At 55.7% G+C, this 13,761-nt stretch carries 15 protein-coding genes; 4 read left to right on the top strand and 11 right to left on the bottom strand.

Annotation, left to right across the window (positions count from 1 at the left end; all coding sequences use genetic code 11):
* Positions 1-110 precede the first annotated feature (110 nt).
* Together DW732_RS01850 and DW732_RS01845 are read left to right on the top strand one after the other, a co-directional pair.
* The gene (locus DW732_RS01850; RefSeq protein WP_117734826.1) at positions 111-1,133 is read left to right on the top strand and encodes a YafY family protein; all 1,023 of its coding nucleotides are present in this window, start codon (positions 111-113) and stop codon (positions 1,131-1,133) included.
* Positions 1,120-2,037, top strand: a complete 918-nt coding sequence (locus tag DW732_RS01845) for a YafY family protein (protein ID WP_117734825.1) — start codon at positions 1,120-1,122, stop codon at positions 2,035-2,037. Before DW732_RS01850 ends, DW732_RS01845 begins: the two co-directional genes overlap by 14 nt.
* Here DW732_RS01845 and DW732_RS01840 read toward each other — a convergent pair.
* Together DW732_RS01840 and DW732_RS01835 are read right to left on the bottom strand one after the other, a co-directional pair.
* Positions 2,034-4,928 (bottom strand): helicase C-terminal domain-containing protein, encoded by a 2,895-nt coding sequence (locus DW732_RS01840; protein ID WP_117734824.1) that lies wholly within the window; start codon positions 4,926-4,928, stop codon positions 2,034-2,036. The genes DW732_RS01845 and DW732_RS01840 overlap by 4 nt on opposite strands.
* The gene (locus DW732_RS01835) at positions 4,922-5,887 is read right to left on the bottom strand and encodes a D-alanine--D-alanine ligase (RefSeq protein ID WP_117734823.1); all 966 of its coding nucleotides are present in this window, start codon (positions 5,885-5,887) and stop codon (positions 4,922-4,924) included. The genes DW732_RS01840 and DW732_RS01835 overlap by 7 nt, the downstream gene beginning before the upstream one ends.
* Positions 5,888-5,972: 85 nt before the next feature.
* Here DW732_RS01835 and rlmN point away from each other — a divergent pair, with 85 nt between their 5' ends.
* A complete protein-coding gene (gene rlmN / locus DW732_RS01830) occupies positions 5,973-7,025 on the top strand; it encodes a 23S rRNA (adenine(2503)-C(2))-methyltransferase RlmN (protein ID WP_117794613.1) in 1,053 nt (350 codons plus the stop codon).
* 199 nt (positions 7,026-7,224) lie between these two features.
* Here rlmN and DW732_RS01825 read toward each other — a convergent pair whose 3' ends face one another.
* From DW732_RS01825 to rpmH, 9 genes are all read right to left on the bottom strand, one after another.
* Positions 7,225-7,479, bottom strand: coding sequence for a hypothetical protein (locus tag DW732_RS01825; protein WP_022093798.1), 255 nt, complete (start codon positions 7,477-7,479; stop codon positions 7,225-7,227).
* The gene (locus tag DW732_RS01820; protein WP_199569686.1) at positions 7,469-8,374 is read right to left on the bottom strand and encodes a ParB/RepB/Spo0J family partition protein; all 906 of its coding nucleotides are present in this window, start codon (positions 8,372-8,374) and stop codon (positions 7,469-7,471) included. Before DW732_RS01820 ends, DW732_RS01825 begins: the two co-directional genes overlap by 11 nt.
* Positions 8,367-9,167: a ParA family protein gene (locus DW732_RS01815; RefSeq protein WP_022093800.1), complete on the bottom strand. Its 801-nt coding sequence runs from the start codon at positions 9,165-9,167 to the stop codon at positions 8,367-8,369. The genes DW732_RS01820 and DW732_RS01815 overlap by 8 nt, the downstream gene beginning before the upstream one ends.
* A 134-nt stretch (positions 9,168-9,301) precedes the next feature.
* A complete protein-coding gene (rsmG, locus tag DW732_RS01810) occupies positions 9,302-9,967 on the bottom strand; it encodes a 16S rRNA (guanine(527)-N(7))-methyltransferase RsmG (protein WP_233539323.1) in 666 nt (221 codons plus the stop codon).
* 168 nt (positions 9,968-10,135) lie between these two features.
* On the bottom strand, positions 10,136-10,705 hold the full coding sequence (locus tag DW732_RS01805) for a R3H domain-containing nucleic acid-binding protein (RefSeq protein WP_022093802.1): 570 nt from the start codon (positions 10,703-10,705) through the stop codon (positions 10,136-10,138).
* Positions 10,706-10,749: 44 nt separating this feature from the next.
* Entirely contained in the window at positions 10,750-11,520 is a 771-nt protein-coding gene (locus DW732_RS01800) for a YidC/Oxa1 family membrane protein insertase (RefSeq protein ID WP_117734818.1), read from the bottom strand.
* A 29-nt stretch (positions 11,521-11,549) separates the two neighbouring features.
* Entirely contained in the window at positions 11,550-11,774 is a 225-nt protein-coding gene (gene yidD / locus DW732_RS01795) for a membrane protein insertion efficiency factor YidD (protein WP_117584026.1), read from the bottom strand.
* Positions 11,771-12,109 (bottom strand): ribonuclease P protein component, encoded by a 339-nt coding sequence (gene rnpA / locus DW732_RS01790; protein WP_117763255.1) that lies wholly within the window; start codon positions 12,107-12,109, stop codon positions 11,771-11,773. The genes yidD and rnpA overlap by 4 nt, the downstream gene beginning before the upstream one ends.
* A 20-nt stretch (positions 12,110-12,129) precedes the next feature.
* Positions 12,130-12,264, bottom strand: coding sequence for a 50S ribosomal protein L34 (gene rpmH, locus DW732_RS01785; RefSeq protein ID WP_019127408.1), 135 nt, complete (start codon positions 12,262-12,264; stop codon positions 12,130-12,132).
* 345 nt (positions 12,265-12,609) lie between these two features.
* Between rpmH and DW732_RS01780 the strand changes: the two genes are divergently transcribed.
* Positions 12,610-13,755, top strand: coding sequence for an ATP-binding protein (locus DW732_RS01780; RefSeq protein ID WP_118098363.1), 1,146 nt, complete (start codon positions 12,610-12,612; stop codon positions 13,753-13,755).
* The last annotated feature ends 6 nt before the right edge of the window (positions 13,756-13,761 follow it).

The following is a 13,761-nucleotide window of genomic DNA, read 5'->3' as shown; positions in this document are numbered from 1 at the left end:
AAACGACCGAAATCGGGCCATCTTAACGCCCCGAGCGGACAAGGATATAGCCTAATCTCCATATCGGACTAAAATCATGGCAGCAAACCACCTTCTCATGCGAGGACTCTATGACGGCAAGCGACACGACCGCGACAATTAAAAAAGGGAATTCGGAGCCCAGTTTCGATAAAACGGCTCAGCGCATCCTCAATCTTTTCTTTGTGCTCAACAGCTCCCCCGAACCGCTGACGACCGAGCAGATCGTCTTGGATTCTGACCTGGGATATGGCTCGGGCAACATCGACTCGGATAAGCGCAAGTTTCGGCGCGATCGTGACAAACTGCTCGAGCGTGGCATCTTAATCAAGGAGGTTCGCCCCGCCGGTGCGCAGGAGACCGAGGAAAGCTCGTGGACAATCGACCGCGAGCACACGTTTGCCGCAGGTGGCCTCATCACCGCAGACGACGCCGACATCCTACTCAACGCCATCGACCAGACGCTAGCGGCCGGCTCTTCCACCTTTGCCGCGCCGCTTGCCGATATTCGCTCCAAAATTGCCTACCTCACCGGTGGGACGGCGGTGGACGAAGCACCGATCCGCCGCTCTCCCGCCGTCGATGCGGTATGGAGTGCCTTTGCCGAGCGTTGCGCGCTGCGCTTTTTGTACCAAAACGGACGCGGCGAGCAACGCGAGCGGACCGTTTGCGTCTACGGCATGTTCGAGCGCGAGGGCGTGGCGTACTTCTGCGGCCTCGACAATGTCACCGACGACATCAGGACATTCCGCTGCGACCGTATCGTTCGCGCTTGGCGTCCTTCGAAGGCCTACGCCATCCCTGCGGACTTCAACCTCAACGATTACTTATTCTTTGAGTTCGATTTTGCCGACCGACCGCCCGTTGCAGCTACGTTCTCGTTCGCCCCTCAGACGCAGATCGATATGATCAACGGTCTCACGCGCGGGCGCGGCGAGCTCGCACACACCGATTTGGGATGGACCTGGACCGTTGACGTGCGCGACCTTGAAGCCGCCGCTTCATTTTGCATGGCCCACGCCATGGACGGCATGAGGCCCGTGGCCCCAAAATTGCTCAAACAGGCGTGGAACCACCTCATTGAAAGGACGGTGCACGAGCATGCCCGTGCGTAAACTCACCAGCGAGCAGAGGCTCTCGCGCGCCATCGACATCATGGAGGCCCTCTACGCCGCCGGCGAGAACGGCATGACTCGAACCGAGATTTGCAGTCGCTTTAACATCACGAGGGTGTCGCTCGACGAGATTCTCGAGATCGTCTCGACGCTCGCTGATCGAGAATCGGGTGCGCGCATCATCTGCGAATGCCACGGCGAGCGTGTGGTCCTCACCGGTGACGCCGGGCGTGTGCTACCGCTGCGCCTGAGTGCCGCCGAGGGCGCTGTGCTCAACCATGAACTTGAATCGTTGGGGATCGAGCCGCAGACGGCGGCTCGGATTCGATCTGCTCTTCTACCCGAAGAGCTCGGCTATAACCAGCGCGTCTTTGACACCGTCAACCGCGGGTCGCACTGGCAGCAGCTGAGCTGCGCCATTCAGGACGGCGTTCGCTGTCGTATCTCGTATCGCTCGATGGACGATGCACGGCCACGCGAGCGTCTGGTCGACCCCTTGCGCATTACGGCAAACGGCGACCAAACATACCTGATTGCCTGGGACATCGCGGTCGATGAGCAGCGCACCTATCGCATGGATAAAATCGAGGGACTCGCCCTGACGGAAGACTCCGTCGTGCCTCACGCACCGGACGTTGCATCCCTCCACGATTCCCTTGCCCGGACGCAGCGTAGCGCAAAGCTCTTGATGCCATTCGATATGGCGGAGCATCTGGACTGGGCCGGCGTCACCCTCATCGAGCGCGGCGGGGCAGACACGGCAACGCTAACCGTGCATTATGGCTCCGAGCGTTGGCTACTGAGCCAGGTAATCGCAGCGGGCGGGGCCATCCGCATCTTGGATGACCCCGCCTTGTCAGAGCGTCTGTGCGATATGGCAAAATCCCTCGTCTGTCCGCTTTAGCGGCGCCGTTCGTGGCGTGCGCGCCACAGCTGTAGATAGTGCCCGATTTGTGCCGATTCGATGCGCTGATAGGAACTCGTGGGCAGCGACGTTAAGAATTTCTTGCCGTAGCCCTTCGTCACCAGGCGCGGGTCGGCCAAGATGAGTACGCCGCAATCGGTCGATGAGCGAATGAGGCGACCGGCTGCCTGCTTGACTTCAAGCACCGCCTCGGGCAGCGAATAGCGCGCCCAAGCGCGATCTTCGCGCAGATTGCGCTCGCATGAGAGCGGGTCTGTGGGGCTCGAGAACGGCAGCTTGGGAATGATGACGCAGCGCAGCGTCTCGCCGCTGGCGTCAAACCCTTCCCAAAAGGCCTTAAGCGCAAAGAGTGACGAGGTCGGTTCGTTGATAAAGCGATCGCGCAGACGGCGAGGGGACGAGTTGCGCTGCTGGCAGTTGAGTTCCAGACCCGCACGGGCCATCTTGGGCTCAACGCGGGCGTATAGGTCTTCCATGTCGCGCCGATTGGTGAACAGCGTGAGCACCGAGCCGCCCATGGCAAGATGCGCGTCGACCAGCACACGCTCGAGCGCCGTAAGATAGCTCTCACGATCGCGCGGATCGGGGATATCGCCCGCAACGACTACAGCCATGTTCGAATCGAAGTCGTAGCTCGAGTCCAAGTGCAGCGATGAGGATGTCGAGGCACTGATGCGATCGAGGCCGACGGCGTGGTTAAAGTGCTCAAAGCTCTTGGAAACCGTCATGGTCGCCGATGCAAAGATAGCCGTGTGGACCTCGGGCAGCCACTCGGTTGCCAAGGCCTCGCCAATATCGATACGCTCCGCGGTCATCGACTCGCCGCCGGCACGCAGCCTGCGATTGACTTGCAACGAATACACGTAGTGCTCATCGGTACCGTCAATGATGAGCTTGAGGTTCTCGGCCAGCTCGTGCAGGCGGCGCGAGATTTCACCCAGGTCGACAACAACCTCGGGCTTGTCGGCGGCGACGGCTTGTACCAACGCGTCGACGCTCTTGTCAGCTTGTTCCAATGCGTCGATGGCAGTGTAGGCCGACTGCAAGAAATCATGCCAGTCGTCAGATTCGCGCAGCTCGGGGCCAATCCATAGATTGGCATTGTCATAACCCCCACGGGCACGGCGGCCGAGCTCGCGAACGCCATCAAACACGTCGGCGATCGCCATGCTCGCACGCGCAACCGTCGAGGTCGCTTTGGCAGTAAGGCCCAGATAGAGCGTAGAGCCCCCGGAGGCTGCCAAATCACGGGAAACCTGGCTTAGCGCGCCGGTGCTCGAGCCGCCCAGGCGCTCAAACAGAACGCGTGATTCGTCCGCCGACACCACGCGCGCCCACTGACGGCGAGCCTCGCGCTCGATGGAATGGGCCTCGTCGATTACCCAATGACGAATCGGAGGCAAAATCCTGCCTTCGGCCGCGACATTGCGGAACAGCAGGGAATGGTTGGTGACCACCACATCGGCATGCGCCGCACGACGGCGAGCGCCGTGGACCAAACATTTATCAGGGAAAAACGGGCAGAGGCGACGAGCACACTCGCGCGAGGCCGTCGTAAAGTCGGGGCGGTTGACGCTGCGCCACCGAATGCCGAGCGAGTCGAGGTCGCCATCGGCTGATTGGCAGACGTACGCCATGATGACCGCGACTGCCGTAAGCGTATCGGCAGGATCACGCTTAGTCGTAATTTCGACTTGGCCGCGGCTCATGCGCTCAAGCTTGCGCAAGCATGGATAGTGGTCATAGCCCTTGAGGGCGCAAAACGATAGGCCTCCGTCCAGTTGCTCGGCAAGTTTTGGCAGCTCATGATACATGAGCTGGTCGGCGAGATTATTCGATTTAGTCGCGATACCAACCGTGATGTTGTTGCGGCGTGCTGCCTCGGCAAAAGGCACCAGATAGGCCATCGATTTGCCGACGCCTGTGCCCGCCTCAATTACACGATGAGTGCCCGTGACCAGCGCATCGCGGACCTCGAGCGCCATCGCGATCTGCTCATCACGCGGCTCGTAGGTGGGATACATGCGATTGACCAGGCCACCCGGCGCATAGTCTGCCTCAATCTCCTCACGACTCGGCATCTTGAGGACCGGCAGTTCGTCGGCGTCCACCCGATCGTCGGCGCGATCGGCCTTGAGAACGTCAGCACGAGCGGCGCTGAGAGAGAAGATAGAACCGGGGTTCTGCCCCGCCAAGAATGAGAATATAGGACGATAGGACCAGGGTACGTCGGGGTGCATGTCGGCCAGGCGCGCCATTAAGCCCTGAGGCAAGTCCCCGAGCGCCACGAGCAACACACGCCACACACCACACAGGGCGTCGACATCGGCGTTGGCGCGGTGCGACACCGAGTCGCAGCCAAACAGGTCGGCCATGAAAGACAGCTTATGCGATGCCAGGCGCGGAAGCGCGATGCGCGACAGTGCCAGCGAATCGATCCAGATGTCGCTGACGTTGACACCGCCCTTGACCGACTCGATAAACGAACGGTCGAAGGTGGCGTTATGCGCAATCACCGGGCAGCCACCGACAAATTCGGCGAGAGCGGCCACGGCCTCGACGGCCGATGGGGCATCTGCCACATCGGCATTTGTAATGCTCGTGAGCTCGGTTATCTCGGCGGGAATCAGCTGCTTGGGATGCACGAAGGTATCGAAGCGGTCGATGATCTCGCGGCCCGAAAGACGGGCCGCGGAAATCTCAATTAACTCGTTGTCCTGTACCGAAAGACCCGTGGTCTCGGTATCGAGGACGATAACGTCCTCTTCGATAAGGCCAAACGATTGGGTTTTGGCGCGCTCGGCAAGCGTGGCATAGGAGTCGATGACAAACTGCGGCGTTCCTGACGAAACCGCGTCCTCGATTAGCATGCAATGCCCGCTCGACGAAGACCCATACGGATCAGGCTGTCACAGACCTGCGGGAACGTCATGTCGTCGGTGTGGCGGATTTCATCCGGATACAGCGACGTATCGGTCATGCCGGGAATGGTATTGGTCTCGAGGATAACGGGGCCGTCCTCGCTCACGATAAAATCGCTGCGCGAGATGCCCAAGCAACCGAGTGCCCTATGGGCCGCACAGGCAAGTTCCTGGGCACGCGCATAGTTTTCGGGCGAGATCTGCGCCGGAATACGATGGATGTCAGCGGGATCGACGTACTTTACGTCCAAGTCGTAGAACTCGCAGTCCTCGGGCTTACGAATCTCGACGATCGGCAGGGCGCGCACGTCGTCCTCACCGTATACGCCGACGGTGATCTCGGTACCCTCGATGCACTTCTCGATCAGCACTTTGTCGCCGTACTCAAACGCCTTGGCGATTGCCGCGGGCAGCTCGGAGGGCTCATGGACCAGGGAAATGCCATAGCTGGAACCGTTGACGGCCGGCTTCACAAAGCAGCGCTCGCCACAAACCTCGACGATATGATCGGTATCGACTTCATCGCCCACCTCGAGCGCGAGGCCGGGGGCAATGGGAATGCCCGCCTTGGCGTACAGGAGCTTAGAGACCTCCTTGTCGGCACCGCAGGCGCTGGCAAGCACGCCCGAGGCCGTGTAGGGGATACCCAGGGTCTCCATGGCACCCTGCATGGCGCCATCCTCACCGCCGGCGCCGTGCATGGAGATAAATGCCACATCGAAACCGCCGGTCGCCATGGTTACCATAAAGTCATCGGCGGCGGTGTCGAGCAGCTCCACCGAGGTGTAGCCGGCTTCCTTCAGTGCCGCCACGACGTTCTTTCCCGAATTGAGCGAGATCTCGCGCTCGGCGGAATGACCGCCCGCCAAGACCGCTACGTGCATGTTCTCTAGGCTTTTACCCGGCATGGGCAGACTCCTCCTCTATAATTTCTGCAGCTGATACCATATTGTAGCGATACACTCTACGTTTCCCCAAAATCGAAAGGCTTCCATGAATCCCAGGACTAAATCTCAGGACATTCGCGACTTGAGCCAAAACGATATTCGCGAGCTCGTGGCCGAACTCGGCCAGCCCGCCTTCCGCGCAAAGCAGCTCATCGAATGGGTCTTTGAGAAGAACGTTTGTTCGTTTGACGATATGACCAACCTTCCTAAGGCTTTCCGCGAGCAGCTTAAAGGCGCTTTCGCCTTTGACACGCCGACTGAACTCACCAAGCAGGTTTCCAAAGATGGCTCTCGCAAGTATCTGCTCGAGTACCACGACGGCATTTCCGTCGAGACCGTCGGCATGCCCCGTCGTAATAAGCTTTCCGTCTGCGTTTCCACCCAGGCAGGCTGTGGCATGGGCTGCGCCTTTTGCGCTACTGGCCTCAACGGCCTCAAGCGCTCTCTGACCGCTCAAGAGATCGTCGACCAGGTACTTCATGTATCCAACGACTTTGGCGAGCGTGCCACGAGCGTTGTCTTCATGGGCCAGGGCGAGCCGTTTGCCAACTACGACGAGGTTCTCAAGGCACTGCGTATCCTCAACGACCCCGATGGCATCGGTATCGGCGCCCGTCACCTCACCGTCTCTACCAGCGGCGTTATTCCTGATATTCGCAAATTTGCCGACATACCCGAACAGTTCACGCTTGCCGTTTCCCTTCATTCCGCCATCCAGTCAACGCGCAATAAACTCATGCCAGGTGTTAAGAAGTACACGCTGCTTCGCCTTCACGAGGCGCTTCAGCTCTACACCGAGAAGACTGGCCGCCGCCCGACCTATGAGTATGCCATGATTGAAGGCGTCAACGATACGAATCCCGAGATGCAGGCGCTCTGCGACTTCTGCGAGGGAACGCTGTGCCACGTTAACTTGATTCAGCTTAACGACATCGAGGGCAGCCCGCTCAAGCCGTCGCCGATTCATAAGGTTGAGGATCTTCAGCGCCGCCTTGAGTCTCGTGGCATCGAGACCACAATCCGTAATTCTCGCGGCAATGATATTGATGCCGCCTGCGGACAGCTGAAGCAGCGCTTCAAAGTTCAAAAGAACGCATAGGGGAGTCACACCCCAAAACGTTTCATGTGAAACATCGAGCAGCCCCGGTTGCAGGATATGCAACCGGGGCTGCTTCATTTATTGACTTCGATTATAAATCAGCTGCTACTGGTCCCATTAATAACAGCCAAAATAAGGGGTCCTTGTCGTGTGAATCAGACAAGGACCCATCAAAAAGTGCTGGGTAATTGTTAGGTACCTAATAGCCTACATTTTCCCATTGATTGCTAACCCAACCTTGATTAATTTTGGGATTCTTCGTTACCTGAGCAGTACGCATGGCAACATCTTCTGTCATAACATCCATTTTCTTCTTGGACGTATCAACGATATCTTGCGCACCACGAAGCAAACGACCTCGGAGCTCATCGTCTGTCGCAATCTTATAGCCAGCAAAGGCACCAGCCGCGACAGTCGTCGCCAATGCAATCGCAGTTAAAATCTTATTCCTCATCTTGGTCTCCTTGATCAAACTGAATCATTTCACCAAGAATACGAGAGAGGTCTTCCTCGTCTTTAAACTCAATCTCGATCTTATTCTTTCCACGTGAGCTCTTCACACGTACATTGGTATTAAATACCTGACGAAGTACGCGGGCAGCCTTTTTAAAAGACTGAGGCGTTGCAGGCCGCGGTGTCTTAGGTGTCTCTCCGGCAGAAAACAACGGAGCAAGATTTTCTGTCGCTCTAACGGAAAGGCCCTCTGCAACAACCTTCTCTGCAAGTCGAATTCGAGCATCTTCATAGGGTACTGCAAGAATAGCACGTGCATGACCAGCTGTAAGTTTGCCCTCAAAAATCATCTGCTGAACAACTTCGGGGAGATCGAGAAGGCGCAGTGAGTTTGTAATTGCGGAGCGTGACTTGCTTACCGCCTTTGACAATGCCTCCTGGGTCATACCGCTGGCATCAATGAGCTGGCGATACCCCTTAGCCTCTTCGACGGGATTCAGATCAGAACGCTGAAGGTTTTCGATAAGTGCAAGAGCCAGCATCTCTTCATCATTAACTTCTTTAATGATGACAGGCAGCTCCTCAAGACCAGCAAGCTTTGACGCCTGGTAACGCCGCTCACCAGCGATGATCTCATAGCCGTTTCCATGCTTGCGAACCAAAAGCGGCTGCAAAACACCATGTTCTTGGATTGACTCGCTCAACTCGCGAAGTTCAGTTTCGTTAAAGTGAATTCGTGGCTGATTTGGGTTGGGAACGATATCCTCAATAGGTAGTTTTGTTTCAGATGCAGCATTTGAAGCAGATGCAGCCGAACCACCGGTCTCATATTCGGCCTCTGAGACCAAAGCATTGAGTCCACGTCCCAATCCGCCACGTTTCTTTGCACTAGGCACGCTTGATCACCTCTTTTGCAAGGTTCATATATGCTTTTGCACCCTTATTTTGTGGCGCATAGGTAATTACCGGCTCTCCAAAAGACGGAGCTTCGGAGATTTTAACCGTACGGGGAATCAGTGTCTTAAACGCCTTATCACCAAAGTACGATTGAACTTCCTCAACAACCTGATTCGACAGAGAAGTACGCGAGTCATACATAGTCATAAGCACGCCATAGGTGTCTAAGCCCTTGTTCAGACGTGATTTAACCATCTTCATTGACTCAAGCAGCTTCGTAACACCCTCGAGTGCGTAATACTCGCACTGGATCGGAATCAATACGCTATCTGCTGCAGTCAAGGCGTTAATAGTAAGCAGGCCGAGCGATGGAGGACAATCAATAAAAATGAAATCGAACTCATCCTGAATCGGCTCAAGCAAATCTTTGAGGCGGGTTTCACGAGCAATTGCGCTTACGAGCTCAATTTCGGCGCCTGCAAGCTGAATTGTAGCAGGAATTACGAATACCTTTTTGCAATTTGTATCAAGAACAAGCGATTCTGCCGGCACATCATTCAACAATGCATCGTAGATGCAGTGATCAAGGTCTTCTTTTTCAATTCCAAATCCACTGGTGCTATTTCCCTGCGGATCAAAATCAACAATCAGTGTCTTACGACCCTGCTCACCCAATGCTGCCGCAAGGTTTACAGCCGTCGTTGACTTACCAACCCCGCCTTTTTGATTGATGATTGCAATGATACGCGTGTCTTTTGCGCTCTTAGAACGCTTAACGTCGCGAAATCCCACGGTCCCTCCTGGTGTGTATTAAAGCTGTCAAACGGAGGATGTTTCACGTGAAACATTCCGAATCGATATCAACCGCCATGTTTCACGTGAAACACTGCAAGTTGTTAATAAACATTATGTTTCACGTGAAACATCTAGGCAAGCGGATTCTTCTTAGCCATGCCATTTGCACGAGGCAATGAAACGGATGCCGGATGACTCTTCTTAAGAACAATAAACTCCCTGTGGCCCAAGCCCTCAGGCAAATCGATTGCATCATTCAGAAGCAAAGTGAAGCCGCAGATCTTAGCTGCTGATATCCCGGAAGCAAGCTCCTCATCCGTCGGATTGCCCTTGGTGATAACAAATAAACCTCCATCCTTGAGATACGGAGCCGCATACTCAACAAGAATCGGTAGAGGGGCCAGTGCGCGTGCGGTTACGACAGAGAACTTCTTCTTATGGCTTCGAGCATATTCTTCAAGACGATAATGAATCGCATGAGCATGTTTCAATCCAAGAGCATGAACAAAAGAATTAACGGCATCAACCTTCTTGCCAACAGAGTCAATATAAGTAGCTTTACGATGCGTAGTTATGGTTAAAGGAATGCCAGGGAAGCCGGCACCTGTTCCCATATCGAGCAAAGCCCCCTCAGGAGCCTTATTGATATAGGGGAGCAAAACTAGTGAGTCGAGGATATGAAGTATCGCAGCATCTTCTACGTTAAGGATGCGGGTAAGATTCGTTGTCTTATTTGTTTCCAGAACTAAATCCAAATGCTGAATACATTTCCTCAGCTCAACATCAGTTACGCTCAAGGAATACTCATTGCAATAGGAAGTTAGACGACTCAACATCTCGTCAGCTTGCTGATCAGTAAGTACTAACAACGAAAGCTCCTTTCTGACAAAAATCAGTGTATCGAGAACTTTTGACAAAAAAAGGGGACGTGGAAACCACGTCCCCTAAGCATAAGCTCGAGTAGATTATCGAGCAACAATCACAACATGGCGATCGGGATCAGAGCCCTCGGAATGAGTGTCAACGGCATCGTTGCCGCGAAGGGCAATGTGAACCAGTCGACGCTCATAGGCATTCATGGGCGGCAAGGAAACACTCTTATGAGTGCGAATGGCGCGCTCGGCAGCGGACTGCGCCATGGAAGCAACCTTGTCCTGTCGGCGGCTCTTATAACCCTCGACGTCCACGACGACCGGATACCTAAAGCCAAGCTTGCGGCTCACCAGCAGCGAGAACATAACCTGAAGGGCATCGAGGGTACGTCCGTGACGCCCAATGAGAACAGCAAGATCCGGAGCCGTTACATCCAAAATCAGCTCACCCTCGTCGCCCTCATACTCATCGATAGGAGAGTTGGCGGCATCGAAGTGCGAAAGGATGGAACGCAGGATGGAAATCGCGACATCGGCAATGGTGTCGAGCTCCTCGTCTGTCAGCTCTTCACCAGCCTTGTAGCGCTGTGCAATCTCGGGATAATCGCCCGCGACCTGCGGGGCAACCTCCTCAAGCATATCCTCGATGATCTCTTCAGACATAACGTACTCCAAAAGTTAGGTACCTAAATAAGATTACTGTCCCACTACTTCTTCTTGTGCGGGCGCGGCTTCTTCTCGCGACGAGTGACCTCGACCTGCAGCGGAGCGTTCTTAAGACGCTCCTCCTCATCGGCCTTAGCCTTGTCGATAACCTTCTGCGTCACGAAGATCTGCTGGATAACCTGCCAGGCAGAAGACACATCGTAGTACAGCAGAACGCCGACGGGCAGGCTCCAGCCCATCCAAAGCATCATGACCGTCATGACAACGGCCATCATACGCATGCTCTGCGCCTGCTGGCCGGTCTGATTGCGCGACATATAGAGCTGCGGAATCAAGGTCAGGACGGCAAAGAGGATCAGGCAGATCAACGCAGGCAGTGCGACCATAAAGCCATCGGCAAAAGAGGCGCTCGGCGTGGTGGTCAAGTCGGGCAGAATATTAAAGAACGAGAACGTGCCGTCGTTAAAGTAGTCCGGCAGGTTACGCAGCAGCGTAAATAGGGCGAACAGGACAGGCATCTGGATCAACAGCGGCAGACAACCAGCCATGGGGTTGAACTTGTTCTCGCTGTAGAACTTCTGCATCTCCTCGGCCTGACGCTGGGGATCGTCGGCATAGCGCTCCTGGATCTCGAGCATCTTGGGCTGCAGCACCTGCATGCGAGCCGTCGACTTGGTCGACTTGAGCATAAGCGGCGTCAGCAGCAGACGGATGATGACCACCAGGATGATGATGGACAGGCCCCAGTCGACCGCAAAGGTCTGGATGAGCTTGAGCAGCTCGAAAAGGATGTTAACGATCCAATCCCACATGTAAGTTTTCCTCCGATAGCGAGTGCCCGCTAGGGCACAGGGTCATAACCGCCGACGTGCAGGGGATTGCAGCGAGCGATGCGCCTCACGGCAAGCCAGCAGCCTCTCAAAACACCGTACTTCTCAATCGCCTGAATGGCGTATTGCGAGCACGTTGGGTAATAAATGCAGGCGTCAGGCAATAAGGGCGAAATAACCTGTTGATATATGCGAATAGGAGCGATGGCAACACGTCGCAAAACGTGATTGCTCATCGCTCCTCCCCGGCAACGCCGGCGCGTTTCATAAGCGAACGCAATGCCTTGTCCATCTCCTGCGGCGAGGAATCCCTCGTCTTGGGAGTTGCGAACAAGATGATGTCATAACCCGCAACGGGAAATCCGCAGCTGTGGGCGGCCTCGCGCATCACACGCTTAGAACGGTTGCGCACGACTGCGCAACCGAGCCGTTTAGCACCAACGAAGGCGACCCTTCCGGAGTCGCCTTCGCCAACCGATTCACATATGGTCATTCGAATCAGAGGGTGATTGAAACGACGCCCCTGACTGAACACATGCTCGAAATCTTGCCGAGACTTAATAGTCTTCATGCGAGATGTGTGTATCGCTGCTAGACAGTGAGACGCTTGCGGCCCTTGGCGCGGCGACGGGCGAGCACGGCACGACCGCCCTTGGTGGCCATACGGGCACGGAAGCCATGGGTCTTGGCACGCTTACGCTTATTAGGCTGATACGTACGCTTCATCTTAAGTTCCTCCTGCTGCATTTCGAGTGTCCGCGGGGGCGCGGACGCAGATATAGACACGTGAGCTTGAAGATTGTAGGGAAATCAATGTTCAAATGTCAAGAAATCAAAGGTAAAAGGTTGCGCAGTTCACACGGTTCCCCCATAAGCCGAGCTCGATTTAGCGGTGCGTGGCAACTTTTCACGATATTTCATCGAGTTTTCAACAGGTCATGTTGGCAATGTTGAGAACTTTTCGTCCGTTTTCCAAAGTTTTCAACAGGTTTTGAAAGTTTGTCGAAAGATGAGAAACATTGCACGGTGAGCTACTATTTGTTCGAAACCTATTGAAAGATTGCGAGCGGCATGTCTGACGACTTTTACACCATGGTCGATTCCGGAGACCCGGCACCCGACAACGAGCACATCACCGGCGTGCGCGAAGAGCGCGACGAAGGCGAGCAGACGACCACGCAGGCGCCAAAAGCCATGTACGCCGCACGCATAGCGGTCTATGACGATATGCTGTCGACGCCGCGTGTGATCGTCATAGATCCGCAAGATGTCCGCACGTATTTGGAAGAGACGACCAACACCGTCTACCAGTGCATGAAAGAACAAGGTGGCCATATCTCGCTCATGGTCATCCGCGAGATTGTCGAAAACTTTATCCACGCCCACTTTGCCGAGCCCATCATCTCGATCCTGGACGGCGGCGACACTATCCGCTTTGCAGACCAAGGACCGGGCATCGATGACAAGGAGCGCGCGTTCGACTTTGGCGTGACCAGCGCAAACAGCAACATGAAGCGATACATTCGCGGGACTGGGGCTGGGTTTCCCATGGTGCAGGAATACCTGGAAAATGCCGGCGGCGCCGTGTCCATCGAGGACAACATGGGCAGCGGCACCGTGGTTACGGTAAGTCTGGACCCCAAGCGCGTGCAGGAAATCGAGCGTGCCGGCGGACGCGGTGCTGCCGTGCGGCCCGAGACGGAGCAGCCCACATATCCCCTGCCGGGAGCTTTTGCGCAGCAGCCCATGGCAACGCAGCAGATGCCGCCGCTGGGGTATGGCCAGCAGTTCCCGCAGCAGTACCAGCAGGGATATCAGCAGCCGTACCAGCAGATGCCGCAGCAGCAGTACAACCCCTGGGCCCAGCAGATGCCTCCGCAGCCTTACCAACAGTGGCCCCAAAGTTTTCAACAGCAAATGCCGCCGGTGCAGAGTTCTCAACAACCAGCAGCTCAAATGATGTATCCTAATGCAGCAAATCAGTATGCGCAGCCACAACCGGACGTGTTCGTAAGCGATCGCGGCAACGCCGCGCTGGGCTATCTGGCGCAAAATCAAGCGTGCGGCGCAACCGATCTGGCGAGGGCGTTTGGAAACTCGGCCCCCACTTGGTCACGCACGCTCAATGACTTGGCGCAGGCCGGCTTGATCATCAAGCATGGCCAGAAATACCATCTGACCGAACTCGGCGCCGCTCGCGTGCGAGCTCAGAGCTAAAGAACG

The organism is Collinsella sp. AM28-11LB (assembly GCF_003469895.1).
In the GTDB taxonomy this organism is placed as follows: domain Bacteria; phylum Actinomycetota; class Coriobacteriia; order Coriobacteriales; family Coriobacteriaceae; genus Collinsella.
The sequence above is the reverse complement of the archived record's forward strand: the minus strand, read 5'-3'. Positions and strand labels throughout refer to the sequence as shown.

Bases quoted from the DNA above. Each gene is read 5' to 3' on its own strand.
- rnpA (WP_117763255.1), bottom strand. From the start codon at position 12,109: ATGAAGACTATTAAGTCTCGGCAAGATTTCGAGCATGTGTTCAGTCAG.
- DW732_RS01850 (WP_117734826.1), top strand. From the start codon at position 111: ATGACGGCAAGCGACACGACCGCGACAATTAAAAAAGGGAATTCGGAG.
- DW732_RS01835 (WP_117734823.1), bottom strand. From the start codon at position 5,887: ATGCCGGGTAAAAGCCTAGAGAACATGCACGTAGCGGTCTTGGCGGGC.
- DW732_RS01780 (WP_118098363.1), top strand. From the start codon at position 12,610: ATGTCTGACGACTTTTACACCATGGTCGATTCCGGAGACCCGGCACCC.
- yidD (WP_117584026.1), bottom strand. From the start codon at position 11,774: ATGAGCAATCACGTTTTGCGACGTGTTGCCATCGCTCCTATTCGCATA.
- rlmN (WP_117794613.1), top strand. From the start codon at position 5,973: ATGAATCCCAGGACTAAATCTCAGGACATTCGCGACTTGAGCCAAAAC.
- DW732_RS01845 (WP_117734825.1), top strand. From the start codon at position 1,120: ATGCCCGTGCGTAAACTCACCAGCGAGCAGAGGCTCTCGCGCGCCATC.
- DW732_RS01840 (WP_117734824.1), bottom strand. From the start codon at position 4,928: ATGCTAATCGAGGACGCGGTTTCGTCAGGAACGCCGCAGTTTGTCATC.
- DW732_RS01800 (WP_117734818.1), bottom strand. From the start codon at position 11,520: ATGTGGGATTGGATCGTTAACATCCTTTTCGAGCTGCTCAAGCTCATC.
- rpmH (WP_019127408.1), bottom strand. From the start codon at position 12,264: ATGAAGCGTACGTATCAGCCTAATAAGCGTAAGCGTGCCAAGACCCAT.
- DW732_RS01825 (WP_022093798.1), bottom strand. From the start codon at position 7,479: ATGAGGAATAAGATTTTAACTGCGATTGCATTGGCGACGACTGTCGCG.
- DW732_RS01805 (WP_022093802.1), bottom strand. From the start codon at position 10,705: ATGTCTGAAGAGATCATCGAGGATATGCTTGAGGAGGTTGCCCCGCAG.